Genomic DNA, 22390 nt, shown 5'->3' with positions numbered 1-22390 from the left:
CGTCCGGCGGTTGAGGACGCGCCCGCAGGGCGCCCGCCGCGGCAAAGACCGGCCGGCCAGGCCGACGGCCTCACACCCGGTCCCAGGCCCCCAGGGCCAGCCCGGCTTCGTCCATCCGCTGACGGGCGACGCGCAGCCGGCCGTCGGTGCCGAGGGCGGCGAGCACCACCCGGCCGTGGGCGTCGAGGGCCAGCGCGGGCGCGCCCACGCACTCCTCACCGGTCTCGGACCAGAAGACGTCCGCCTGCTCGTCGTCGGCGGGGTACGCGGCGAGGGCGGGCAGCCCGGACGCGGCCCGCTGGGCCAGGACCGTGCAGCCGTGGCCGTCGACGGTGGCGCGCAGCGCCGCGACCGGGCCGGAGCCGGTGCCGCCGGAGACGGTGGGGCAGGGGGTGTCGACGCCCTCCTCGCCGCCGGTGCTCGCGGAGCCCTCGGAGCGGTGGGCGTGCAGCGCGGAGTCCGTGGCGTCCCGCCAGAAGTGGGTGATGCGGTCGTCGCCGGTGGGGGCCGAGCTGGACGTGCCGGCCATGGGCTTCGCGGGGAGGTTGAGGATCCGCCGCAGCGGGCCGCCGGCCTCCTCCTGCCGCCAGCGCACCACGAACTCGGCGGCGGGGGCGAGGAGTTCGATCCGCCCGGCGTCCGTCCTGGCCGCGGTGAGCTCGTCGAGGACATGGCTGCCCTTCATGTCCGTCCAGGCCTGCCAGATGCCCCGGCCGTCCTGGCGCCGTCCGCACACCCCGTCGCCGGCGTTGCGCACGAAGACGTGCAGGCCGACCGAGTCGACGACCGCGGTGGGGACACCGATCTGGTCCGCCCGCTGCGCGTCCTGGCCGTAGGGCGTACCGATCGAGCGCCAGGGCGTCAGCGCCCGGCCCGACTGGAACTGGGTCGCGTAGACGACATCGGTCTCGGTGCGGCCGTCGTCCAGCTCACGCCGTCGCAGACCGACGAGGTAGACGTAGCCGGCGGCGTTCTGGGTGAGGGAGAGGTACGGCTCCAGGCCCGGCACGGTCAGCAGCTGCGGGCCGGTCCACTCCGGGCCGCCGGGCCGGGTCTCGGTCCAGCGCGCGAGGCCGCCGGCGGTCGGCGCGTAGGCCGTCAGCCGCCCGTCCGCACCCCGCAGCAGCCAGCCGGTGGTCGGGGTGGCCGTCCGCACTGCCATGACTCGCTGCCAGCCTCTCTGGTCGTCATCCGGGGAGTCGGCGTCGGGGCCCTGGTTTCAGGAAGGCGGGCTCAATTCGGCACCGCATGGACCCCATTCGTCGACCCTCGACAATAACATTCCGGTTGTGCGCGAATATCGGGTGCGTTTTCCGTTTATGCGGCTCTCCCAGGTGTCGTCGGCGGGGGGCCGGGCCGGCGGGCATAGAGGACGGCGCCGTCGACGACGGCCACCCGCTCGTAGCGCCGGTCGAGGACCGCCCGCAGGGAGGGCATACGGGACGGCTTGTATGGTTTGCCCCGTGAGTCGTCGACGATGAGGGCGGGCGGACGCAGACTCAGCTCGCGCCGGAGGACGGGCCAGGTGCCCGGCACTCCGTACGCCTCGCCGACGCGCGAAGGGCCGCGACCGCCGCTGTAGTTGGTCAGCAGTCCGGCGGTCAGGCAGTGCCCGGCGGGTTGCCGGTCCGCGAACCAGTACTGCTCGGGGTGTATGCCCCAGAACAGCACCCGGTCGGTGGGCGCGGTCCGCTCCCGGGCGGCGCGGGCCACCTCCAGGGAGTGCGAAAGGCCGGGCGCGTACGAGGTGAGCCCCCAGGTCAGGAAGAAGGAGCAGGTCAGCACGGCTCCGGTGATGGCCGGCCGGGACGCCGGGCGGGGCAGTGCGCACAGCGCCGAGGTGCCCAGCAGGGTCAGCGGCGGCAGCAGCTGGAGGTAGTAGTGGCCGAAGAAGTGGAAGCCGGTGGTGACGGCCACGGCCGAGGCGGCCGTCCACAGCCACAGCTCGGGCGGCGCGACCCGGCGACGGGTCAGCAGCAGCACCACGACGGGGACGAGCAGTCCGGCGCAACCGGCGCAGAGGACCCCCGCGTTGAACGCGGCGCGGCTGAGCGCGAGCGTGAGGACCCCCTGCGCCGACGCGTACGAACCGGAGCCGGTCACCGTCCAGAACAGCAGCCGGGCGGGCCCGGTGAGCCAGGCGACCGCGGCGACGGGCAGGACGAGCCCGAGGGCCAGGGCGCCGGCACCGGCCGCGCGCCGGTGATGGGCGCACAGCAGCAGGAGGACGGGGGCGAGCACCGCGCCGCCGGTCTGCTTGGTGAGCACGGCGCCCGCGACGGCGAGCCCGGCGGCCGACCAACGGCCGCGGTCCGCGCACCACATGGCGGCCGCCGTCCACGGCACCATGAACACCTCGAAGGTGGCGGCCTGCGCGTCCTCGGGGTCGAGGCCGATGGACACCAGCAGATACAGCACGCCCGCCGTGCGGCCGGCCCGTTCCCCCCAGCGGCGGTGGGCGAGCGAGGCGAGCAGGACCGCCGTCAGCAGTTGCGCCGACACCGCCAGGATCTTGACGGGCAGCAGCGAGTCGTCGCCGAAGAGCCCGAAGCACAGCTGGTACAGCCAGGGAAGCAGGGGCGGTTTGCGGTCGACGACGGTGCTGTAGAGGACGGCCCCCCGGGCGAGCATCCGGGCCTCGGTGGCGAGGAAGCCCTCGTCGGGGTTCCACAGGGGGCGGGTGAAGGACGGCAGTCGGGTCGTCACGGCCAGGGCGCACAGCACCGGCAGCAGCCGGGGCCAGAAACGACCGGCCCCGGGCGCGGTGGGCGGCCCGTCGGGCCGTGCGCCCGGGGCGGGGGCCGGGGCGGCGACGCGCTGCACTACTGACATGCACGTCAACCTATGGCCCCGTATGCCCCGTTCAGAGCTGACATACGGGGCTGTGTCCCGTTAAATGCCCGGCGGGGCCTGCCGAACCGAGGCATCCGCCTTGCCGAGACGGCTGTGCTGCCGCCCGTAGACGAAGTAGACGACGACGCCGAGCACCATCCACGCCGCGAACCGCAGCCAGGTCTCCCCCGTCAGATTGAGCATCAGCCACACCGAGGCCACCACGGACAGCACGGGAATGAAGGGGACGAGCGGGACCCGGAAGGAGCGCGGCAGGTCGGGGCGGGTGCGGCGCAGGATGATGACGCCGAGCGCGACGACGACGAAGGCGAAGAGGGTGCCGATGTTGACGAGTTCGGCCAGCACGTCGATCGAGGTGAAGCCGGCGAGCACCGCGACGACGACCCCGAGCAGGATGGTGGAGCGGTAGGGCGTGCCGAACTTCGGGTGGACCCGCGAGAAGATCCTCGGCAGCAGCCCGTCGCGGCTCATCGCGAAGAACACCCGGCTCTGGCCGAGCAGCAGGATCATGCACACGGTGGTGAGGCCGACGGCCGCCCCGAAGCTGATCAGACCGGCCCAGAAGGGGTGCCCGGTGGCCTTGAAGGCATCGGCGAGCGGCGCGTCCGTGGACAGCTCGGTGTACTTCTGCATGCCGGTGACGACGATGGACACGGCCACGTAGAGCACCGTGCAGATGGCGAGCGAGCCGAGGATGCCGCGCGGGACGTCACGCTGCGGGTTGCGGGTCTCCTCGGCGGCGGTGGCGACGATGTCGAAGCCGATGAAGGCGAAGAAGACCACCGCGGCGGCGGAGAAGATGCCCATGACGCCGAAGTTCGAGGGGGCGAACCCGAACAGCACCTGGATCAGCGGTGCCTTCACCCCGCCGCCGGCCTCGGTGCCCTCGGACTCCGGGAGGAAGGGGTCGTAGTTGGAGCCGGTGATGAAGAAGGCGCCCACGATGATGACGAGCAGGACGACGGTGACCTTGATGGCGACCACGACGGCGGTCACCCGCGAGGACAGCTTCATGCCGAGGACCAGGATCGCCGTCAGGACCAGCACGAGCGCGCAGGCCAGGATGTCGAAGCCGAAGCTGCCCTCATGGGTGCCCTCCAGCCCGGCGGGCAGATGCCAGCCCGCGTTGTCCATCAGCGAGCGGACATAGCCGGACCAGCCCACGGCGACCACGGCGCAGCCCAGCGCCAGCTCCAGGACGAGGTCCCAGCCGATGATCCACGCGGGCAGCTCGCCCAGCGAGGCGTACGAGAAGGTGTACGCGGATCCGGCCACCGGCACGGTGGAGGCGAACTCGGCGTAACAGAGCGCCGCGAGCCCGCACACCACACCGGCGAGGACGAAGGCGAGGGCTACGGAGGGGCCCGCGTTCTCCTTGGCGACCTTGCCGGTGAGAACGAAGATGCCGGTGCCGATGACGACACCGACACCGAAGACGGTGAGGTCGACGGCCGACAACGACTTCTTGAGCGCGTGCTCCGGCTCCTCGGTGTCCCGGATGGACTGCTCCACCGTCTTGGTCCGGAAGATGCCGCTCCTGCCGCGGCTGTTCCGGGAGGGTCGCACTGTGCTCATCAGCCCACCTCCGCCTGCTCGACCGTCGCTCGTCCCTGCAACTGAGCGAGTGTCCGCGATGATCCGGGCCGGATCCGGGCCATCCCGGCCACCGCTCCCAGGATTCACCCGATAGGACGCAGCGGCACCTATGCGAACGAGCCGACTGGTCCACCCGAACAGGCGAAAACCAGTCGGCTCGTCGGACGCCCGGGGCCGCGTCGTCCCGCTACTCTGCCCGCCATGATCAACTCAACTGCGAGCCTTGACGACGCCGATGTCGCGATAGCCGCCACGCGGGCCGGTGCGGAGGCCGTGCGCGCCAGGTACGGGCAGCGGCTCACCCACATCGACAAGGGTGCCGGGGACTTCGCCACCGATGCCGATGTGGCGGCCGAGGAAGCGATCCTCGGGGTCATCCGTGCGGCGCGGCCTGACGACGCGGTGCACGGTGAGGAGGGCGGGCAGCGGGGGGCGGCTGACGCGGGGCGCCAGTGGTGGGTGGACCCCTTGTGCGGCACGCTCAACTACGCCGTCGGCAGCATGCTCGTCGCCGTCAACGTGGCCCTGCGCGACGGTCCGGCCGCGGTGGCCGATCCCTTCAGCGACGAGGTCTTCTTCACCGACGGTGCGACCGCTTGGGTTCGCCGCGACGGACGCGACACGCGGCTGGCGCCGACGGCCGCCAACCGGTTGGTGGACGTGAACCTGGACCCGCCCTTTCCGAGCGCGCCCGGATTCCGGGCGGTGGACCTGCTCGCTCACCCGGGGTTCGTCGCACGGTTCCGGCCGCGGGTGGTGTCGACGACGCTGGCGCTGGCATGGGTCGCGGCCGGCAAGCGCGCCGCCTACGTCACCGACGGCGGCGACCTGACCGAGAGCGTGCACTTCGCCGCCGGCATCGCGCTGTGCCGGGCCGCCGGCTGTGTCGTCACCGGAGTCGACGGCGCTCCGGTCGGACAGACGGACGGACAGACGGGCCGTGGGCTCCTCGTGGCCGCGGACGCCGGGACGCATGCGCTGCTGTTGTCGATGATCCGCGCCGAGGACCCTGCGGTGACCTCGTAGACCGCGGCGGGTTCGATCAGGCTGCGGAGACGACGAAGGGCCGGTCGGAGCCACCCGAATGGGTGACCCGACCGGCCCTTCGCGAGAGCAGTGCCGGCGGAAGACCGCTGGTCAGCCGTTGACGACCCCGACGGAGTCCGTGGGCTCCTCGTAGCGGCCGTCGATCTTGGAGACCAGGCCGGTGACCTGGCGGGCGATGTCCGGGGCGGTGAGCCCGATCTCCGCCATGACCTCCTTGCGGAAGTACTGGCACACTATGCCGCTTGCACCATCTGACCTGCTGTTTTGTGGAATTGGTAGGGCTTCCAGATGTGCTCTGGGGAGAATTTGGGGAGAATCAGCTTCCGGGGAGCGGCGGTTGGCGCGTAGCCCAGCAGACGATCCACCGCCAGGCTGCCCCGTTGCCCTGACTGCGGAATGAAGTGCGCGTAGTACTCGAACGTGATGGTCGCGGTCTCGTGGCCGAGCCAGTGGGACAAGGTCACGACGTCCTCGCCGCCCTGCAACACCGATGAGGCGTAGGTGTGCCGGGTGATGTGGAAACCGTGCTTGCGTGACTTGACGAACTCCCAAGGACGTGAACCTGCCGGAGAGGGCGGGATGACGCCGGCGGCCACCAGTGCCGGTTTCCAAATGCGGACGTTCCAGGTGTTGAAGTTGTTTGCCCGGCCATAGGTAGTCGTGAGGACGAGACGGTGACTCGCGGTCTCTTCGGCCGTGTGCTTGCCCCAGGGCAGTTCCACCATCACCGGCGCGTAGTGGGCGACGTAGGCGCGCAGTTCGGCTTCGACTCCCGCAGCCATGGGGACGACCCGAGTCTTCTCGCCCTTCGGCAGCTTGAAGAAGAGGCGACTGCCGATCATCTGAACCTGGCGGCGGACGTGGATGAGCTTCTGTTCGAAGTCGAGATCTTCCACAGCCAGCCCGAAGACTTCACCCTGCCGCAGGCCTGCACCAGCGCCCAGGACGACGGCAATGCGGTGGCGGGGACTGATGGCTTCGATGACGCGACGGAGGACCGCAGGATGCCATGCCTCCCGCTTCTCCTTGATCTTCTTCGACGGGAAGACCACGGACTTGTTGCGTGTGGGGTTGCTTCCTATGCGTTTGTCCTCGATGGCAACGTCGAGGATGCTGCGCAGGGTCGAGCAGATGCTGTGTGCGTAAGTGGCGGCCAGGCCGGCAACCTCGTCAAGCTGGACGATGAACCGCCGCACGGCCGCAGGGTCGATGTCCAAGAGCGGGAGGTCACCGAGAAAGTCCTCTATGTGGTTGAGCTTGAGGCGGCGGTTTCTTTTGCTCTTCTCGGTCCCGCCCTTCCCTTTGATCCACACAGTTTCGATGTACTTGGTCAGGGTGATCAAGCCGTGGCGCGGGTCGGCGAACGTGCCGCGACTGGAGTCGGTCTGGGCCTTCGCGAGCCAGTCCTTGGCGTCCTGGAGGGCAGAGAAAGAGGCGTCGGCAACGCCGAGGACACCAGCAACTCTGTAGCGCTTGCCTTTACCGTAGCGACTGGTCCGGCGCCGCTGCCCAGTGGATGGGTCCTTCTTCTTGGTCAGCCAACGGTCTTCTATGTATCCCGGCATTCAAGTTCATTTCTGGGTAGGCGGAGCCGCACCCGGAGCAAGGTTCCGATGGAGTTCCGCAAGGGCATGCGCCTAGCGCAGCGCGGACCCGAGACGCAGAGGGCCGTCAAGCCGTGGTCGTGTGAGGTACGGCCCTCGTAGCGGCGCGCTGCAGGGCGATCGACTCGCCGGTCGCGAAGGGCTTCACGCGATATCGCGATGAACCGAGGTATGCCGCAAGCGGTGCGGTCTGCCGCAATTACTTGGGGGCGTCCGACCGTTCGGGATGGGTTTGAACGGTGGCAGCAAACAGGGCCTGGGCCGCTGCTTCAAATGCATCCAACTGAGCACTCGGGGCGCCGAGTTGCTTGCAGATCCAGCCGAATTTAAGTGCGCCGTAGAGACCCTTGCGGGCCTCGTCGAGGTCACCCCGAGGTGATGGCGAGGTCTCTGCGGGGTCGGGGGTTGGCTGGCCGCTCAAGATCGCATCGACTGTTCCGGCAGGCCAGCTCAACGCCTGCTCGATCCGGGTAAGGGTGTAGGGGCGCCGGCTTTTCGGGACTGCCCCGGCCTCGGCGTTCTTGACACTCCCCACGGATACGCCTGCGCGCTCGGCCAAGGCGGCTTGACTCAAGCCCTGGCGCTCTCGCTCCTGCCGCAGGGCGGAACCGAGTCGTCGCCAAGCGTGCTCTGACTCGTTCAAGATCCCTGCCCATCGTTGGCCCTCTGGTGGTCAAGGTACGTCCCCTCCTCTTCCCTCTGCAACGCAGTGCGCCGTAATGGAACATCGAATAGACAACGAAGTCAAACGAATGGGGATAGGCGTTGCTTAGTTAGCCATCGTTGCCTAACGTTGTGCACGTGGGTGCAGCAAGGTGCCCCGTTACCTTGGGGGTCTTGTGATCACTGGCGTTACATCGGCCGGGGCGGCCCGCGGGGGCGGCCTGGTTCCTGCTGTGCTCTCCACAAAGCAGGCGGCCATCTATCTCGGCGTGGCGGAAGCAACGCTGCGTACCTGGCGCCATCGCCGCCGGGGCCCTCGGTCCTTCCGAATAGAGGGCCATGTGGTGTACCGGCGGACCGCGCTGGTCGCCTATCTGGACGCTTGCGAAGCGGCTGATTCCCGCTCGAATTCTGAGCTGAACCCCCTGAACCTGGTTGCTGGCTCCAGGCGTGACCGATCCGGCGAACGACCGAGTGAACGTCGGGCCGCCTGATCACTTGGAAGCGCATACGGTGATGCCCCCTGCGGCCTGTGGCCGCAGGGGGCATTAGCTTTTTCCTTCTCAGGCAGCCGCGCGGAGCGGCTCGACGTCCGCGTAAGGCTCGCACTCGTCGGCGGGCACAACGGTCATGAGGCGGTAGCTGGGGTCACGCAGGAGGGGGAAGGCCAGGAAGACGACCTCGAATTCCTGATCATGGTGGTGCGGGAGGTACACCCGCCTCCGCGACCCGTCCGGGTGAACGTTGCGCAGGCCCTCTTCCCAGTAGATGCGTCGTGCGTCGGGGTCTTCGTTGACCTTCTTCACTACTTCTCGCAGGCGCGGGTGGTCCGGGTTCTTGTGCCTTGCCATGTGGAGCTGCGCCGCCATCGGGATGGCCCAAGACCGCTCCCAGTCGATCAACTGAAGCCGCGCTTCCGGCTGGGTGAGCGCCCAGAGCATGACGTTGCCGCCGCGCGTCATCCACCGCCATTGCTTGGCCGCCGCGTCGTTGTAGATGGGTACGTCCCAGCCCTGATCGGACACGTAGCAGGGGTGCGGCTGCATGTGTACGAACCTGGCGAGGGCGGGGTCGATGATGCTTGTGTCCACCCCCGGCACCGGCTCCGGGGGGCGCTTGACTGTGTAGGTGTAGAGCGTGTGGCGCTCGTCCCCGCTCAGCTCCAGCACCCGCGCGACGCTGTCGAGGAACGCGTCGCTGTAGGGGGTTTTCACGCCCCGCTCCAGATTGCTGTACCAGCGCGCGGAAAATCCGATCAGTCGGCTTACGTCGTCCTGCGTCAACCTGCTCTGCTGCCGCCGGCCATAGCGCGCGGTGAATCCTGGCAACTCCTCGGGGTCCACCCTCTCGCGCCACTGGCGCGCCATGCGGCCAATTGCTGCGAGGTCCCGCTCACTCACGTCTGCCACCTTCACAATTCCAAGATCAATATTCCAAGATCAATATCCGGGCCCCGCCCCACCGAACGCCTTAACCGTACACGCGTTCCGTTTGTTGAGAAATAAATTATGTGCGTCCGCCGGCGCCAAGAAACCCCCAACCCGGAATAGATCTGTTCCGGAACAGCGCCATTCCGGAACAGATCTGTTCCAACATGAGATCGAAAAAATCAGGCAGAGTAAGGGCCGCCGCACAGCCCGCCACCTGCGAGGAGGAGCCCGGCGTGAGCCGCTTCGATCTCTGATTTCATTCCCTTCGTCCTGCCGACGAACGGGTCATGTATCCCCTTCCCGCAGCCAACTCGTTGGCCAATCTGCCAACACTTCGCGCGGCGTCGCGCCACATGGCGCCTTCCCCCTTCTCTTGTGACGCCCATTCGCACGTCTCGATGACCTGTCGATAGGGCGACCTCTCTAGACCTGCTGGAGTGATTCGGCATGCCCGTAAGCCTGTTCATATCTGTGCCGTCCGCGCCTTTCTTCTCTCGTGGTGGTGCCGCATGAGTGCCTGGATCATCGTTGGGTTTCTGCTGCTGGGCGGCGGAACAGCCGCGTGGCTGGTACATACCGCTGGTGCACCCGGCGACCGGCGCAGTCGTCACCGTCGGGGAGATGCTCGATGACGAATGCACCCGAAGTGCTCGCCGCCCACTTCCTCGGCGCGTTCACACCGGGAACGCCGGAGTGGGACCAGGCCCGCTCAGGCCTCGTCATCACCGCGACAGATGCGGCTGCCGTCATGGGTCTGTCGCCCTGGCGCTCTCCGTTCTCCTTGTGGCACCACAAGGCGGGAACAGTCCTCCACGAGGACGTGGAACCGACGGCCGCCATGAAGTGGGGCACCCGCTTGGAACCGGTCATCGCCGAAGCATTCGCGGACGCCCACCCGGACCTCGTGGTCCACGAGACCGGTACGTGGGCCCACCGTGAGCGGGACTGGCAGCGCGCCACCCCGGACCGCATCATCACCCCCGCCGGCGGTGGCCCGGCGTCCCTGCTGGAGATCAAGACGAGCCGCTATGCGGACGGCTTCGGCGAACCCGGTACTGACGACGTGCCGGTCTACTACCGATGCCAAGTGCTTTGGCAGCTCGACACCTTGGGACTGGACTCCGCAACGGTGGCTGTCCTGGTGGCTGGGCAGGAGTACCGCGAATACACCATCGTCTACGACGCGGCGGAAGCGCTCTTCCTGCGGGACCAGGCCGCCGAGTTCCTTCGGAGTATCGCCGCCGCCGAGCCGCCACCGCTGGACGGCCACACAGCCACCTACCGCACCGTTCGGCAGCTCCCGGACGGCGTCGAAGACGTCGTGGCCGACATCGCCCCCGACATCGCCGAGGCATACCGGGCGGCGGTCCTCGACTACCAGCGGGCCGAGGAACGGAAGATCGCCCGCGCCGCTGCCGTCCTGTCCGCCATGGGCAACGCCCGCCGCTGCAAGGCCGACGGGCAGACAGTTGCCACCCGTACCGCCCGGCCGGACGGCACCACCCGCTCCCTCATCCCCAACCGCACCTACATGAAGGCAGCAGCATGACCACCTCGATCCGGGCAGCCGTCGCCCGGCGTGCGAACGACCCGGCGGAGCTGGTCAGTCAGTACGCCCCCGACTTTGCCCGCGTCCTGCCCTCTCACGTCTCCCCGGCTACGTTCGTCCGTCTCGCTCAGGGCGTCCTGCGTCGTGATGAGAAGCTGGCCCAAGCGGCGGCCAATGACCCCGGCCAGCTCATGGCCGTTCTTCTGGACGCCGCCCGCCTCGGCCTCGACCCGGGCACCGAGTCCTATCACCTGGTCGTCTTCAAGGGCCGTGTTCACGGCATCGTGGGATGGCAGGGTGAGATAGAGCTGATGTACCGGGCCGGGGCCGTGTCCACCGTGGTGGTGGAGACGGTCCACGAGGACGACGAGTTCGTGTGGACCCCGGGCGCACTCGACACCGAAGCGGCCCCGCCACGGTGGAACGGTCCGATGGTCCGCCCGTTCCACCGTGCCGAATGGGCCCGCGACCGGGGGCCGCTCCGGCTCGTCTACGCATACGCGGTTATGCGCGACGGGGCCGTAAGCAAAGTCGTCGTCCTGAATCAGTTGGACATCGACCGCGCGAAGCTCACTGCCCAGGGCGCAGATCGGCCTTCGTCTCCGTGGCAGCTTCACGAAGCGGCCATGTGGTCCAAGACGGCCGTTCACCGTCTGGCGTCCTATGTTCCGACGTCCGCCGAGTACCTCAGCGCCCGACTGGGTGCCGTGCGCCGAAGCGGGGGCGCTCCGCTGGCCTCGGCGCAGCGGGACGAGGTCGCAGTCCTGCGAGCGGAGGCGGCGTAATGGGTACCGTCCACCTCGCGCAGTTCCGGGCCGAACGCAACGCGAACAGCCTCCTGGGGCGCATCCGCTCGGCGGCCGGCGGCGACCAACTCGCGCTGGTCCAGGCCCTCATCCTCGACCACGCGCTGACCGCCGCCGAGTTCTCCGCGAACGACTTCCGCGACCAGCTCCCCGACCTTCCGCACGGGCTGCTCGGCGCGGCAGTGCGCGGCCTCGCCGCTTCCCGCACGATCACCGCCACGGGCCGGACCGTGCCCAGTACGTCACCCGCGACACACGGGCACCGCATCACGGTCTACCGCCTCACCGCCGCCGCCGACGACCTCGCGTCTGCGGCATAACACCGGACGCCCACAGCCCCGACCCTCACCCATAGACAACCAGGAGTGTTCCCGTGCCGTGGGTCCGCCTAGACGACCGATTCCCCTCGCACCGGAAGGTGGCCACGCTGACAGACCGGGCCTTTCGGCTGCATGTCTCGGCCCTGTGCTGGTGCGCGGAGAACCTGACCGACGGCATGATCAGCGACCGCGAGTTGCCTCTTGTGGCGCACGTGCGCGGCATGACGGCGACAGCACGGCAACTCGAAGCGGCCGGTTTGTGGGCGCGCGTTGAGGGCGGCTGGGTGCTGCACGATTTCAACGATTACAACCCCCTCGCCGAACAGGTCCGTGCGGAAAGGGAGCGCAACGCCGCACGTCAGAGGCGTTTTCGTGACAGGAAGACCGGCAAAACGCCGCCACCGGACGCGCCGGATGACCTCGCGCGTAACGGGGGCAGTAACGCCGTTACTAACAGCGTGAGTCACCCCGTGACTAACGCTGCCCCGTCCCCAACCCGTCCCGTACCCGTACCCGGTTCTATCCCTGACGGGATAGAACCGTCCCCCCTACGCCCCCCAGCGCGTTCCGCCGCTCCGGCTGCGGCCGGTGCGGTCGGGGTTCCGGAGTTCGCCCGGCCGCTGGCCGACCAGCTCACGGCCGTTGGATGTGTCGTGGGATGGCGGACCGACAGCGCCGATCGGGAATCGCTCCGCCGTCACCTGGAGCGCGTGCCCACCGCCCGCCTCGTGGACGCCGCATGCCGTGCCTGGAACCCCGCTGACCCGCCCCGCAGCATCCGGTACCTGATCCGCGTGTGGGATGCCCTGCCCGACATTCCCGCGGACGCCCCCGCCGCGCCTGCCGCCAGCCCCGCCGTCAACCGGCTCCAGAGCACGACGGACGACATGTTCGCCCGCGCCCTGGAACGTGCCCGCGCCCGCTCGGCCGGCGACGTCTCCGCCGGTGAGGACACACAGAAAGCCCTGATCGCGTGACCCCCGAAGAGACCGTGGCCCTGACCCGCTACGTCCGCGCCATCTGCCCCGGGCAGCGTATGGACGAGTTCACGCCCGACGCCTGGCACGACGTGCTCGCGCCCTACGACCTCACCGACGCCCGCGCCGCCGTCGTCGCCCTCGTGGACGGCGGAGCGGCATTCGTGGCCGTCGGGGAGATCACCGCACGGGTACGCCAGATGCGCGCCAGCCGCTCCCGCCACATCCACGGACCCGGCCAATCCCCGGAAGTCCCCGACGCCGACCCCGACGACATCCCCGCCTACCTCGCCGCCGTCCGCGCCCAGCGCCTGCGCGCCGCCAACCCCACCGCCCGCCGCCGCCCCCTCGCCGAACTCCTCGCCACCACCGGCCGCCACGTCCCGAAAGCCACCTGCTGATGCCCACTGACACCCACCTCACGGCCACCGGCAACCTCGCCGCCGACCCGGTCCTCCGCTTCACCCCCAGCGGCTCCGCAGTCGCCTCCTTCACGGTCGCGTGCAACGACCGCCGCAAGAACCCCGCCACCAACGAGTGGGAGACCACCGGAACGCTTTGGCTCCGCTGCACCGCATGGGACCGCATCGCCGAAACCGCAGCCGACCAGCTCACCAAGGGGCACGCCGTCACCGTCACCGGCCGGCTCAAGCCGGACGACTACGAGAAGGACGGCATCAAGCACACCGGGTTCCAGCTCCACATCACCAACCTCGCTGTCCCCCTTCGCACCACCAGCCCCACAAAGGGGCGCAACGCATCCTCTCAGGCCACAGCAGCCCCTTTCGGGGCCAATGACCGGCGGGCAACGGAGAACGCCTCTCACAGGGCCGCACAGCGATTCGGACCAGCCGCGCCGACGTTCTGAACCACCCCGACCACCGACGAGCACCCCGGAAAGCCCCTTCGTGCCCCCCATCAAGATTGTCCCCCCGCCCTACGTCCCGAGCAGCGACGACTACAGCGTCCCGTGCGCGGCCGCCCCTGGCCTGTTCTTCCCGCCCGACCGGCAAGAGCGCCAGAGCGAGACGACCGCCCGCGTGGCCGCCGCGCGGGAACTGTGCTTCGGCTGCGCCATCCGCACCACGTGCGGCGACTGGGCCCGCGAGCATCACGAGTGGGGCATCTGGGGCGGCCGCACCGAGGCAGAGCACGACTACCGCCCCACCACCCGACGCCTCAAAGCCCACCGGGCCGAGCCCACGGAGGCCACCGCCGCATGACCCGCGACAGCGCGAACACCATTACGGACGACCGCCTCGACGACCTGTACGAGCGACTCGCCACCGCCGCCCACATCGCCGACACGCTCATGTGCACCCCGCGTCGGCACGGAGACATCGTCGCCGCCCTCCGGGACCTGTGCGCCGGTGACATCTCGCCTGACTACGCCCTGGCCCAAACCGCTGGCTGACCACACCGCTGTTAGGAAAGCCCCTTGATCAGCACCGACAGCCCCTCCTGCGCCGTCTGTCTCCACACCCTGTGGACCGACGAACAGCACCGGTACGCGTGCCGCCCCTGCGAGCGGCGGATCACCGACCACCTCGACCAACTTCCCGACCTGATCGGCGACCTTCACGGGCTTCTGGCACCTAGCCCCGGACGAGCACCCGACGGGCCCCGCGCACGCTCCCACACCGACCCCCCGGCCCCGCTCCGCCTCGACATCCTCGACCGCATCACCGCCGCCACCGCCGCCCTGGACAGCTGGCTGACCGACTGGCACGACCACCTCGAATGGCCCGCCCCCACCTACCGCTCCGACCCGCTCGCCGAGGCCGCCGCCGCCCTTCGCACCAACCTTCCCTGGGCCATCGAGAGCCACCCCGCAGTGGACGACTTCGCCCGCGAGATCGGCGACCTGCACAGCGATGCATCCGGTCTCCTCGACCCCGCCAAACGCGCCCGCCGCATCGGCCACTGCCCCGCCCCCGGTGCCGACGACGACACCCAGGCGTGTGGCGCCGTCCTGCGCTACACCCCCGGCGCGATCACCGTCACGTGCCGGTGGTGCCGCACCACCTGGGACGCCCTCGACCTCGGCGCCGCCCTGGCCCTAGCTGTCTGATCAACAGGGGTCCTTGGGGTTTTCCTCCACCCGTGTCACACTCAAATGCAGCGCCCCCCGTATGCCTACATACCGGCGTGAACATAACCGAAAGCCCCTCCGGCCCACCCCCCTGGCTGGCGGGGCTTTCGGCGTACCTGGGCGGGAGGCAGACGCACGTGTCCCCACCCCTCCCCCTTTCCTGTGACACCGTCGCCGCCGCCCAGTACGCCCGCACCACCCCCGCCACCATCCGCCAGTGGATCAAGCGCGGGCACATCAAACGCACCGGCTACGACACCGCAGGCCGCGCCCTGGTCGACCTCCGGGAACTGCGCGCCCACCTCAACCGGCGCGCGGCCAGCCGCACAAGCACCGCCGGAGGGGTACCACATGCTCAGTGACGCTGTGGCCGCAGACCCGAGGCAACTCGCCCTCCTCGACCCCGGGCCCCCCACTGGGCCCCGGCCCGGACTGCCCGGCATCCTCCCCTTCTCCGTACTGCGCACCGACCTCGGTCCGTGGCGCGACCGCCGCCGCGCGTGGGAAGACCTCGGCTTGAACAGCCGCCGGGGGCGTGAGCACGTCACCACCTACGCCACCGACAACGCGTTCGGCCGCAAGCTGGCCGCCGTCAACGACGGACTCTCGACGTTCGACCCTGTCCTAGCCGAAGCGTCCTACGCCTGGTACTGCCCCGACGGCGGGAAGATCCTCGACCCCTTCGCCGGTGGCTCCGTGCGCGGCCTCGTCGCCGCCAACGCCGGACACCACTACACCGGCATCGACCTCTCCCCGTCGCAGGTTGACGCCAACGAGGAAGCCGCCGCCACGTGGAGGGACCGTGACCTCCTCGCCGCCGAGCCCCAGTGGATCCTCGGCGATTCCGCCGACGAGATCCCCCAACTCGCGTCCGGCGCCTATGACTACATCTTCACCTGCCCGCCGTACCACGACCTAGAGCGCTACTCAGACCACCCGGCTGACCTGTCTGCAATGCGGTGGTCGGAGTTCGCAGAGGCATACCGGACGATCATCGCGGAATCCGTGCGGTGCCTTGCGCAGAATCGGTTCGCCACATGGGTGGTGGGTGAGGTGCGGAACTCCACCGGGTACCTGCGCGGCCTGGTCCAACTGACCATTGCCGCCCACGAGGCCGCCGGGGCCCGCCTCTACAACGACGCCATCCTGGTGAACACCCTCGGGACAACGCCGATGCGGCTAGGCGCCCAATGGTCCGCCTCCCGTAAACACGGACGGCATCACCAATACGTCCTGACCTTCGTCAAGGGCAATCCGCGCAAGGCAACCGCAGCACTCACACACCCCTAGGCCAACGCCCCTGCCCGCACTCGGCGGGGCGCCACGGTCCCGCCCAGGCAAGAAGCGCCCCGCCCCACCCGGCGGGCGGAGACCGGTTCGACTCCGGCCGAGACCACCAGGGGACTGCACCGCCCACAAGTAACCGGCCCCCGCTCCACGCGGGGGTGAGCCGAACGGGGTCGTAAGCCCGTGCAGCCCCCACACGCCCGCCTGACCCAAAGGAGAGGTGCGCGGCTACCGCCTTCGCGCGGAAGAGGGCCGCAGAGATCCCGGTTCGAACCCGGGGGCGGGCACAACCCCCACCGTCACCGACCTGCCCGGAGGTGACGGCCTCTGCCCTGGCACACCAGCAACCGCAAGGCGCGGCTACCGTCCGCCTGGTCCACCATCCGGGCCCGCATCCTTGCCCGTGATCCGGTGTGCCGCATCTGTGGCGTCCGCCGGTCGACCCAGGTTGACCACATCAAGGCCATGACCGACGACCACCGTGACCGTGCCCTACAAGGCATCTGCGGCCCCTGCCACGCCCAGAAGAGCGCCGCCGAAGGGGCCGCCGGACGCGCTCTTCGACCCGGCCGACGGCGTCCCGACGACCCCCATCCGGGCCGCCTGGCCTGACCCCGGGGTGGGGGGTGGCCCCCTCCCGGGTGCCCACCCAGGGCGATAGGCAATGCACTTCCGGTCCTGTACGGGTTCCAGGGTCGCGAACCGCCTCTGCGACAGGTGAAGGGAGGTGTCCCATGGGCACCCGTGGCCCTGTTCCGAAACGCGCCTCAGAGCGCCGACGACGCAACGCCCCCGACGGCCCGGAGCTGCTGAACGCCCCGTCCGCGCCCGGTGTGGTGTCGTGGCCGGAGCCCGAGGACGCATGGCATCCGATCGCCCGTGACTGGTACCTCTCGCTGTCGGCTTCGGGACAGTCGCAGTTCTACGAACCTTCCGACGTCGCGACTGCCCGCTACGTCGCCGAGGCCATGTCCCGCAATCTCGCCGCCGGCACACGCTTCTCCGCTCAGCTCTTCGCCGCCGTCAGCAGTGCCATGACGGAGCTGTTGACCACCGAGGGAGCCCGACGTCGCGTTCGGGTCGAGCTGGAGCGGGAGCCCGCCGAGAAGGAGACACCAGCGGGCGTTACCGCCATTGCGGACTATCGGGCGGCCCTCGGCGCCTGAACCCGCGCACGGACGGGGGTGGTCAAGCTGTCCACCCCCGCCCCTGATGAACAGGCGCCGCCCGAGGTCATCGAGCCTGTGGTCCTCGGCCCCACGTGGAGCCGTGGGCCTGACGGTCGGTTCCTCCTGCCGGAGTTCTCATTGGGCTGGCACGTCCTGGCATGGACGGCGGAGTACCTCCAGCACTCCACGGGCCGCCCCTGGAAGTACACCCCCGAACAGGCGCGTTTCACCCTCTGGTACTACGCCATCGACCCGGCGAACAACCGTTTCCTCTACCGGGACGCGGTGTTCCAGCGGCTGAAAGGCCACGGCAAGGACCCACTTGCGGCGACCTATGGGGCCGTTGAGTTCGTGGGCCCGTGTCGCCCGTCCGGACGTCTGGCCGGGCCGGAGCATCCGTCGGGTGTTCCCGAGGGGCAGCCGCTAGGGCAACCGCACCCGGAGGCGTGGGTGCAGCTCGCTGCGGTGACCCAGAGCCAGACGAAAAACACCATGGTCCTCTTCCCGGGGCTCTTCACGCCCCGGGCTCTGGCTGAGTACGCCATCGACCTGGGCAAAGAGGTGATCTACGCCCACAAGGGCCGGTCACGCCTAGAGGCGGTGACCTCCTCGCCGCGCTCGCTGGAGGGCGGCCGGACCACATGGACCCTGCTGAACGAGCCCCATCACTGGCTCGCGAACAACTCGGGCCACGAGATGGCGGCCGTCATCGAGCGCAACGCGACCAAGTCGGCCGACGGCTCGTCGCGCACCCTCGCGATCACGAACGCTTACGAGCCGGGTGAGGACTCGGTGGCGGAGCGGACCCGGGAAGCATGGGAGGCCGCGCAGGCCGGGCGGGCGGTCGATACAGGTCTCCTCTATGACTCTCTGGAGGCTCCGCCCGGCGCGAAGTTGAATGCTGCCTGGGCGCCGGCCGTCATTCGTGCCGTGCGCGGGGATGCGACGTGGCTGGACATTGATCGCATCGTCGCTTCGATCCTGGACGTGCGGAACCCGGCGTCCAGGTCGCGCCGGTTTTGGTACAACCAGATCACGGCCGCCGAGGATGCGTGGATGGCTCCCTACGAATGGGACGCCTGCGCCCGCCCCGACCTGGAGCCCGCCGACGGGGACGAGGTCGTTCTCTTCCTCGACTGCTCAAAAAGCGACGATTCCACCGGGCTTGTGGCCTGTCGCATGTCCGACGGGCACGTGGTCACGCTGGGAGTGTGGCAGCGCCCGCCGCAGGTCGACGTGTGGAACGTCCCGCGCGAGGACGTCGATGGAGTCGTTGACCATGCGTTCAGCCGGTTCCGGGTCCTGGCGTTCTTCGCTGACCCCGGCACCGGTGAAGACCAGGCCGACGGCAGCCGCTACTGGGACCGCTTCATCGACGCGTGGGCGGAACGTTACGGCGCTCGGCTCCTGGTCCACGCGACCTCGACCGGCACCCGTCGGCACGCCGTCGAATGGGACATGGGCGGCGACCGCCGCCGCCAGGAGGAATTCACCCACGCCGTGGAACGCGCCGAGGTGGACATCCTGGAACGCCAGGTGACGCACGACGGCCACAAGGTCATGCGCACCCACGTCCGCAACGCCCGCCGCCGCACGAACGCTTTCGGCATCACGATCGGCAAGGAACACCGGGCCTCCGCCCGGAAAGTGGACCTCGCCGTCTGCATGGTCGGCGCCCGCATGCTCCGCCGCCTGGTCATCAACAGCAGCAAGTACGGAAAGCGCCCACGGGCGCGAGGCAAGGGACGCGTGATCGTCCTCGGATAACGAGGAGACGAACACGCTGTCCACTCCTGCCCTGCCCACCCTGAACCTCACGGACGCCGAGGCCGCCACGCTGTCCCGGCTGACCGCCACAGTGGCCGAGGACGCATGGCGCCTCCACACGCTGGACACCTACTTCACCGGCCTGTCCCGCATGGCAAACCTGGGCATCGCCATCCCGCCGGCGCTCCAGTCCATCCGCACCGTCACCGGCTGGCCCCGGATCATCGTGGACGCCCTGGACGAGCGCCTCGACATCGACACCATCCGGTCCGACGATGCCGGGGCAGAAGACGCGTTGGGTGCCATCTGGGCCGCCAACGACCTCGCCGACGAATCCCAGCTCGCCCACCTGGACGCCCTGGTCTACGGTCGGTCGTTCCTGGCGGTCGGCGTCGATGACTACGGCGATCCGCTGGTGTCGGTGGAGTCGCCCCAGCACATGAGCGTGGACTACGACGCCAGGACCCGCACCATCCGGGCCGCCCTGCGCTTGGTCTCCGCCGGTATCCAGCGGTCCGCCACTCTCTACCTGCCCGACCAGACCGTCTACCTGGAAGAGTCCGGGACCGGCTGGACGGTAACGGACCGGCAGCCCCATGGCCTCGGCGTGGTCCCTGTGGTCCGCCTCGCCAACCGGCAGAGGATCGCCGACCGGCGGGGCTCGTCGGAGATCACCGAGGAGGTACGGGCCCTCACCGATGCCGCGTGCCGAACCCTCCTGGGCCAGGAGGTCGCCCGCGAGTTCTTCGCGGCGCCGCAGCGCTACGTCCTCGGCGCTTCCGAAGGCAGCTTTCAGGGCCCGGACGGCACGCAGCGGACCGCGTGGGAGACCTACATCGGCCGCTACCTCGCGCTCGAGCGCGACGAGGACGGCGCCGTCCCCGAAGTGGGCCAGTTCCCCGCCTACGACCCGGCCGTCTACGGCCGAATCGTCGACACCTACGCGCGGCTCGTCGCCGGCGTGACCGCACTCCCCGCCCACATGCTCGGATACACCACCGACAACCCCGCCTCCGCCGAGGCCATCCGCAGCTCGGAAGCTCGGTTGATCAAGAAAGCGGAACGGCGTCAGCGCACGTTCTCCGGCCCCTGGTCGCGCGCGATGCGCCTGGCGCTCCAACTCACCGGCGCCACCGCTCCCGTGCCTGCGGTCGAGATCCAGTGGCGGGACGCGGCTACCCCGACGGTGGCCGCCCAGGCCGACGCCACCACGAAACTGGTCGCCGCCGGAGTGCTGCCCGCGGACTCCGAGGTGACGTTGGAGCGGGCCGGTATCGACCGCGCCCAGCGCCAGCGCATCGCCGTCGAGCGTCGCCGCAGCGCGGGCCGGGCCGCCCTCGACGATCTCGCCGCCACCCTCGGACCCGACAGCACCGCTGCCGTCGACCACCGGGCCGCCGCGTGAGGATTCTGAGAGTCCTCGCCGACGGACACCGCCGACGACAGGAAGCCCTGTCCCGCGTGCTCCGCACGGAGTACCTGACGGCCTGGGCCCGCTACCAGGCAGCGGCCCCAGGCCCGGAGACCGAGCGGGCGTGGTCAGCAACGGTCGCCCTCATGATCCACAAGTACGGGCGTGCCTCCGCCGAGGTAGCGGCCGACTACTACACCGAAGCCCGCCAGACTGCCCAGGCGAAGGGCACCTTCACCGTGCCGGTGGCTGACCCGCCACCCCTTGCCCAGGTCACTGCATCCCGCAAAGCCGTGCGCAAGTCAGCCGCCCCCCGCCCCGGAGACGACGACGCGCAGGCCACGGAACGGTGGCGCATCACCCAGCGGGACCGCGACCTCGCCGCCGTGCAGCGACTCGCCGCCCAGGCCGGACGCCGCACGATCGAAAAGGCCGCCCGCGCCGACCCCGCAGCGGTCGGCTGGGTACGCGTGACCGGCGGCAACTGCTGTGCCTTCTGCGCCATCCTCGCCATGCGCGGACTCGTCTACGCCGACCGGGAATCAGCGGTCCGCACCGGGTCCGGCGACTCCTACCACGACCGGTGCGCCTGTACTCCGGAGCCGGTATTCCGGGGGCGCCCGTCCGACGACGAACCCCAGGTCGCCGAGTGGGAAGAGCTGTACTACGCGGCCTCACACGGCGCTTACGGCACCGAGAAGCTCAGGGCCTTCCGGCGGGCTTTTGACGCCAAGTACGGAGGCCGGCACGCCAGGGGCGCCTCTACTTAACAGCCGATAGCACCGCGCCGCGTCGCGATCAGGCTAAGGGAACGACGAATCTCCAGGGCAGGTTGCCTCTCTATACAGTGTGATCACTGGAATCATCAGAGGGAGTTGTGCCTGGTGATGTTTTTTGGTCAGCGCTTCGTTGCGCTGCTGAGTCACCGTTCCTTCGGTTATGGCTTCGCCATGCAGCCCTGGCCTTGTGCCAGGCCGCGAATAGTTCAGGCAGTTGCCGCAACAGTGAGACGGAGAGCATCACGCACAGGCCAGTGAAACCGAATACCCCAAGAGCGAGCAATGTGGCTGAGTTCCAGTCCACGGGGACTGCTGTCCTTTCCGTGATGGCAGTCGCGGCACCCGCTCTGCGGAATTCGACCACGCCATTTGATAAATGCGAGTCGCGCCCGTCTGTGAGTACAGGTTACCTAGGAGCGTCCGGCAAGAGCCCCACTTGGGCACCCTCGCCCGGGGCCTGAGTTGACGCATAACTCTGGGGATACGCCTCCCACCCAATGGGGCCGGAGGCGCATCCGTCTAGTACGGCTACTCGCTGGCCTGCGTTGAGTCCCATGCCTTGCGAAGGTCAGGGCCCTTCTTCACCAGAGCGTCGGCCACCATGGGGGTGTGCTCTTCGATCTGCTCAGGCAACCGGCCGAGCCACCCGGGAACCTCTTTCCCCGCTCCTTCGGCAAGCTCGACGCCAGCCTTGATTACTTCGCCGACCACGATAGCCCCCGCCGCCAAAGCGAGCTTTGCCGCAAGTGGATGCATTCCTGCCTCCTTACCCGTTCATGTTTACAAGTAATGAACGGTCGAGCGCTAGCGTAGGTCGCTCGCGCTCGCTGCGGCAAGGGGTAGGGGCATGGCGATCCGATCCATCTGACCCCATCGACCTCATGAAATCCTCTAACCTCAGATGGCTTGCCACTCCAGTTCCCTGGAAAGGCAGGAACGATTCTCCTATCACGCGATTTGAGTAAACCGGTCGTTATTAGCGGCGCTGGTGTTGCCGATGTTCCATCAGGTGTGAATGAGAATATTCCTTCAAAGCATGA

24 protein-coding genes are annotated in these 22390 nt (G+C 69.1%); 17 read left to right on the top strand and 7 right to left on the bottom strand.

Annotated features, from left to right (window positions below; all coding sequences use genetic code 11):
* Positions 1 to 70 precede the first annotated feature (70 nt).
* The 3 genes from AB8O64_RS27740 to AB8O64_RS27730 form a co-directional block, all read right to left on the bottom strand.
* A complete protein-coding gene (locus AB8O64_RS27740; RefSeq protein ID WP_370421993.1) occupies positions 71 to 1162 on the bottom strand; it encodes a hypothetical protein in 1092 nt (363 codons plus the stop codon).
* A 155-nt stretch (positions 1163 to 1317) separates the two neighbouring features.
* The gene (locus AB8O64_RS27735; protein WP_370421992.1) at positions 1318 to 2832 is read right to left on the bottom strand and encodes a glycosyltransferase family 39 protein; all 1515 of its coding nucleotides are present in this window, start codon (positions 2830 to 2832) and stop codon (positions 1318 to 1320) included.
* A 60-nt stretch (positions 2833 to 2892) separates the two neighbouring features.
* Positions 2893 to 4428, bottom strand: coding sequence for an amino acid permease (locus AB8O64_RS27730; RefSeq protein ID WP_370421990.1), 1536 nt, complete (start codon positions 4426 to 4428; stop codon positions 2893 to 2895).
* 222 nt (positions 4429 to 4650) lie between these two features.
* Between AB8O64_RS27730 and AB8O64_RS27725 the strand changes: the two genes are divergently transcribed.
* Complete coding sequence (locus AB8O64_RS27725; RefSeq protein WP_370421989.1) at positions 4651 to 5475, top strand: inositol monophosphatase; 825 nt, start codon at positions 4651 to 4653, stop codon at positions 5473 to 5475.
* A 254-nt stretch (positions 5476 to 5729) separates the two neighbouring features.
* Here AB8O64_RS27725 and AB8O64_RS27720 read toward each other — a convergent pair whose 3' ends face one another.
* Positions 5730 to 7061 (bottom strand): tyrosine-type recombinase/integrase, encoded by a 1332-nt coding sequence (locus tag AB8O64_RS27720; RefSeq protein ID WP_370421988.1) that lies wholly within the window; start codon positions 7059 to 7061, stop codon positions 5730 to 5732.
* 238 nt (positions 7062 to 7299) lie between these two features.
* Positions 7300 to 7743 (bottom strand): helix-turn-helix domain-containing protein, encoded by a 444-nt coding sequence (locus tag AB8O64_RS27715; RefSeq protein ID WP_370421987.1) that lies wholly within the window; start codon positions 7741 to 7743, stop codon positions 7300 to 7302.
* A gap of 172 nt (positions 7744 to 7915) precedes the next feature.
* Between AB8O64_RS27715 and AB8O64_RS27710 the strand changes: the two genes are divergently transcribed.
* A complete protein-coding gene (locus tag AB8O64_RS27710; RefSeq protein WP_370421985.1) occupies positions 7916 to 8257 on the top strand; it encodes a helix-turn-helix transcriptional regulator in 342 nt (113 codons plus the stop codon).
* Positions 8258 to 8326: 69 nt separating this feature from the next.
* Here AB8O64_RS27710 and AB8O64_RS27705 read toward each other — a convergent pair whose 3' ends face one another.
* Complete coding sequence (locus AB8O64_RS27705) at positions 8327 to 9163, bottom strand: helix-turn-helix domain-containing protein (RefSeq protein ID WP_370421983.1); 837 nt, start codon at positions 9161 to 9163, stop codon at positions 8327 to 8329.
* A 658-nt stretch (positions 9164 to 9821) separates the two neighbouring features.
* Here AB8O64_RS27705 and AB8O64_RS27700 point away from each other — a divergent pair.
* The 15 genes from AB8O64_RS27700 to AB8O64_RS27630 all read left to right on the top strand — a co-directional run bounded on the left by AB8O64_RS27700 (position 9822) and on the right by AB8O64_RS27630 (position 21341).
* A complete protein-coding gene (locus tag AB8O64_RS27700) occupies positions 9822 to 10742 on the top strand; it encodes a YqaJ viral recombinase family protein (protein ID WP_370421982.1) in 921 nt (306 codons plus the stop codon).
* On the top strand, positions 10739 to 11527 hold the full coding sequence (locus AB8O64_RS27695) for a recombinase RecT (RefSeq protein WP_370421980.1): 789 nt from the start codon (positions 10739 to 10741) through the stop codon (positions 11525 to 11527). Before AB8O64_RS27700 ends, AB8O64_RS27695 begins: the two co-directional genes overlap by 4 nt.
* A complete protein-coding gene (locus AB8O64_RS27690; RefSeq protein ID WP_370421978.1) occupies positions 11527 to 11868 on the top strand; it encodes a hypothetical protein in 342 nt (113 codons plus the stop codon). The genes AB8O64_RS27695 and AB8O64_RS27690 overlap by 1 nt, the downstream gene beginning before the upstream one ends.
* Positions 11869 to 11966: 98 nt before the next feature.
* A complete protein-coding gene (locus AB8O64_RS27685; protein WP_370421976.1) occupies positions 11967 to 12845 on the top strand; it encodes a hypothetical protein in 879 nt (292 codons plus the stop codon).
* The gene (locus AB8O64_RS27680; RefSeq protein WP_370421975.1) at positions 12842 to 13246 is read left to right on the top strand and encodes a hypothetical protein; all 405 of its coding nucleotides are present in this window, start codon (positions 12842 to 12844) and stop codon (positions 13244 to 13246) included. Before AB8O64_RS27685 ends, AB8O64_RS27680 begins: the two co-directional genes overlap by 4 nt.
* The gene (locus AB8O64_RS27675) at positions 13246 to 13713 is read left to right on the top strand and encodes a single-stranded DNA-binding protein (RefSeq protein WP_370421974.1); all 468 of its coding nucleotides are present in this window, start codon (positions 13246 to 13248) and stop codon (positions 13711 to 13713) included. The genes AB8O64_RS27680 and AB8O64_RS27675 overlap by 1 nt, the downstream gene beginning before the upstream one ends.
* 40 nt (positions 13714 to 13753) lie before the next feature.
* Positions 13754 to 14068, top strand: coding sequence for a WhiB family transcriptional regulator (locus AB8O64_RS27670; protein ID WP_370421972.1), 315 nt, complete (start codon positions 13754 to 13756; stop codon positions 14066 to 14068).
* Positions 14065 to 14259 carry a hypothetical protein gene (locus AB8O64_RS27665; RefSeq protein WP_370421971.1) on the top strand — a complete coding sequence of 65 codons (195 nt, stop codon included), beginning with the start codon at positions 14065 to 14067 and terminating at the stop codon, positions 14257 to 14259. Before AB8O64_RS27670 ends, AB8O64_RS27665 begins: the two co-directional genes overlap by 4 nt.
* A 24-nt stretch (positions 14260 to 14283) precedes the next feature.
* Positions 14284 to 14916, top strand: a complete 633-nt coding sequence (locus tag AB8O64_RS27660; protein ID WP_370421970.1) for a hypothetical protein — start codon at positions 14284 to 14286, stop codon at positions 14914 to 14916.
* A gap of 158 nt (positions 14917 to 15074) precedes the next feature.
* Positions 15075 to 15299, top strand: coding sequence for a hypothetical protein (locus tag AB8O64_RS27655; RefSeq protein ID WP_370421969.1), 225 nt, complete (start codon positions 15075 to 15077; stop codon positions 15297 to 15299).
* The gene (locus tag AB8O64_RS27650) at positions 15289 to 16227 is read left to right on the top strand and encodes a class I SAM-dependent methyltransferase (RefSeq protein ID WP_370421968.1); all 939 of its coding nucleotides are present in this window, start codon (positions 15289 to 15291) and stop codon (positions 16225 to 16227) included. Before AB8O64_RS27655 ends, AB8O64_RS27650 begins: the two co-directional genes overlap by 11 nt.
* Before the next feature lie 731 nt (positions 16228 to 16958).
* The gene (locus AB8O64_RS27645; protein WP_370421967.1) at positions 16959 to 17390 is read left to right on the top strand and encodes a hypothetical protein; all 432 of its coding nucleotides are present in this window, start codon (positions 16959 to 16961) and stop codon (positions 17388 to 17390) included.
* Between the two features lie 288 nt (positions 17391 to 17678).
* Positions 17679 to 19160 carry a terminase gene (locus tag AB8O64_RS27640; RefSeq protein WP_370421966.1) on the top strand — a complete coding sequence of 494 codons (1482 nt, stop codon included), beginning with the start codon at positions 17679 to 17681 and terminating at the stop codon, positions 19158 to 19160.
* A gap of 91 nt (positions 19161 to 19251) precedes the next feature.
* Positions 19252 to 20565 carry a phage portal protein gene (locus AB8O64_RS27635; protein WP_370421965.1) on the top strand — a complete coding sequence of 438 codons (1314 nt, stop codon included), beginning with the start codon at positions 19252 to 19254 and terminating at the stop codon, positions 20563 to 20565.
* Complete coding sequence (locus AB8O64_RS27630; RefSeq protein WP_370421964.1) at positions 20562 to 21341, top strand: hypothetical protein; 780 nt, start codon at positions 20562 to 20564, stop codon at positions 21339 to 21341. The genes AB8O64_RS27635 and AB8O64_RS27630 overlap by 4 nt, the downstream gene beginning before the upstream one ends.
* 537 nt (positions 21342 to 21878) lie before the next feature.
* On the opposite strand, the gene AB8O64_RS27625 is transcribed toward AB8O64_RS27630, so the two are convergent.
* Positions 21879 to 22106, bottom strand: a complete 228-nt coding sequence (locus tag AB8O64_RS27625; RefSeq protein WP_370421963.1) for a hypothetical protein — start codon at positions 22104 to 22106, stop codon at positions 21879 to 21881.
* Between the last annotated feature and the right edge of the window lie 284 nt (positions 22107 to 22390).

This window comes from Streptomyces sp. QH1-20 (genome assembly GCF_041283565.1).
GTDB classification, from domain to species: Bacteria; Actinomycetota; Actinomycetes; order Streptomycetales; family Streptomycetaceae; genus Streptomyces; species Streptomyces syringius.
The sequence above is the reverse complement of the archived record's forward strand: the minus strand, read 5'-3'. Positions and strand labels throughout refer to the sequence as shown.

What these genes read in the sequence shown, in the direction of transcription:
- AB8O64_RS27675 (WP_370421974.1), top strand. Translation starts at nt 13,246, where the DNA reads ATGCCCACTGACACCCACCTCACGGCCACCGGCAACCTCGCCGCCGAC.
- AB8O64_RS27700 (WP_370421982.1), top strand. Translation starts at nt 9,822, where the DNA reads ATGACGAATGCACCCGAAGTGCTCGCCGCCCACTTCCTCGGCGCGTTC.
- AB8O64_RS27650 (WP_370421968.1), top strand. Translation starts at nt 15,289, where the DNA reads ATGCTCAGTGACGCTGTGGCCGCAGACCCGAGGCAACTCGCCCTCCTC.
- AB8O64_RS27690 (WP_370421978.1), top strand. Translation starts at nt 11,527, where the DNA reads ATGGGTACCGTCCACCTCGCGCAGTTCCGGGCCGAACGCAACGCGAAC.
- AB8O64_RS27740 (WP_370421993.1), bottom strand. Translation starts at nt 1,162, where the DNA reads ATGGCAGTGCGGACGGCCACCCCGACCACCGGCTGGCTGCTGCGGGGT.
- AB8O64_RS27625 (WP_370421963.1), bottom strand. Translation starts at nt 22,106, where the DNA reads ATGCATCCACTTGCGGCAAAGCTCGCTTTGGCGGCGGGGGCTATCGTG.
- AB8O64_RS27720 (WP_370421988.1), bottom strand. Translation starts at nt 7,061, where the DNA reads ATGCCGGGATACATAGAAGACCGTTGGCTGACCAAGAAGAAGGACCCA.
- AB8O64_RS27645 (WP_370421967.1), top strand. Translation starts at nt 16,959, where the DNA reads ATGGGCACCCGTGGCCCTGTTCCGAAACGCGCCTCAGAGCGCCGACGA.
- AB8O64_RS27730 (WP_370421990.1), bottom strand. Translation starts at nt 4,428, where the DNA reads ATGAGCACAGTGCGACCCTCCCGGAACAGCCGCGGCAGGAGCGGCATC.
- AB8O64_RS27735 (WP_370421992.1), bottom strand. Translation starts at nt 2,832, where the DNA reads ATGTCAGTAGTGCAGCGCGTCGCCGCCCCGGCCCCCGCCCCGGGCGCA.
- AB8O64_RS27725 (WP_370421989.1), top strand. Translation starts at nt 4,651, where the DNA reads ATGATCAACTCAACTGCGAGCCTTGACGACGCCGATGTCGCGATAGCC.
- AB8O64_RS27695 (WP_370421980.1), top strand. Translation starts at nt 10,739, where the DNA reads ATGACCACCTCGATCCGGGCAGCCGTCGCCCGGCGTGCGAACGACCCG.
- AB8O64_RS27665 (WP_370421971.1), top strand. Translation starts at nt 14,065, where the DNA reads ATGACCCGCGACAGCGCGAACACCATTACGGACGACCGCCTCGACGAC.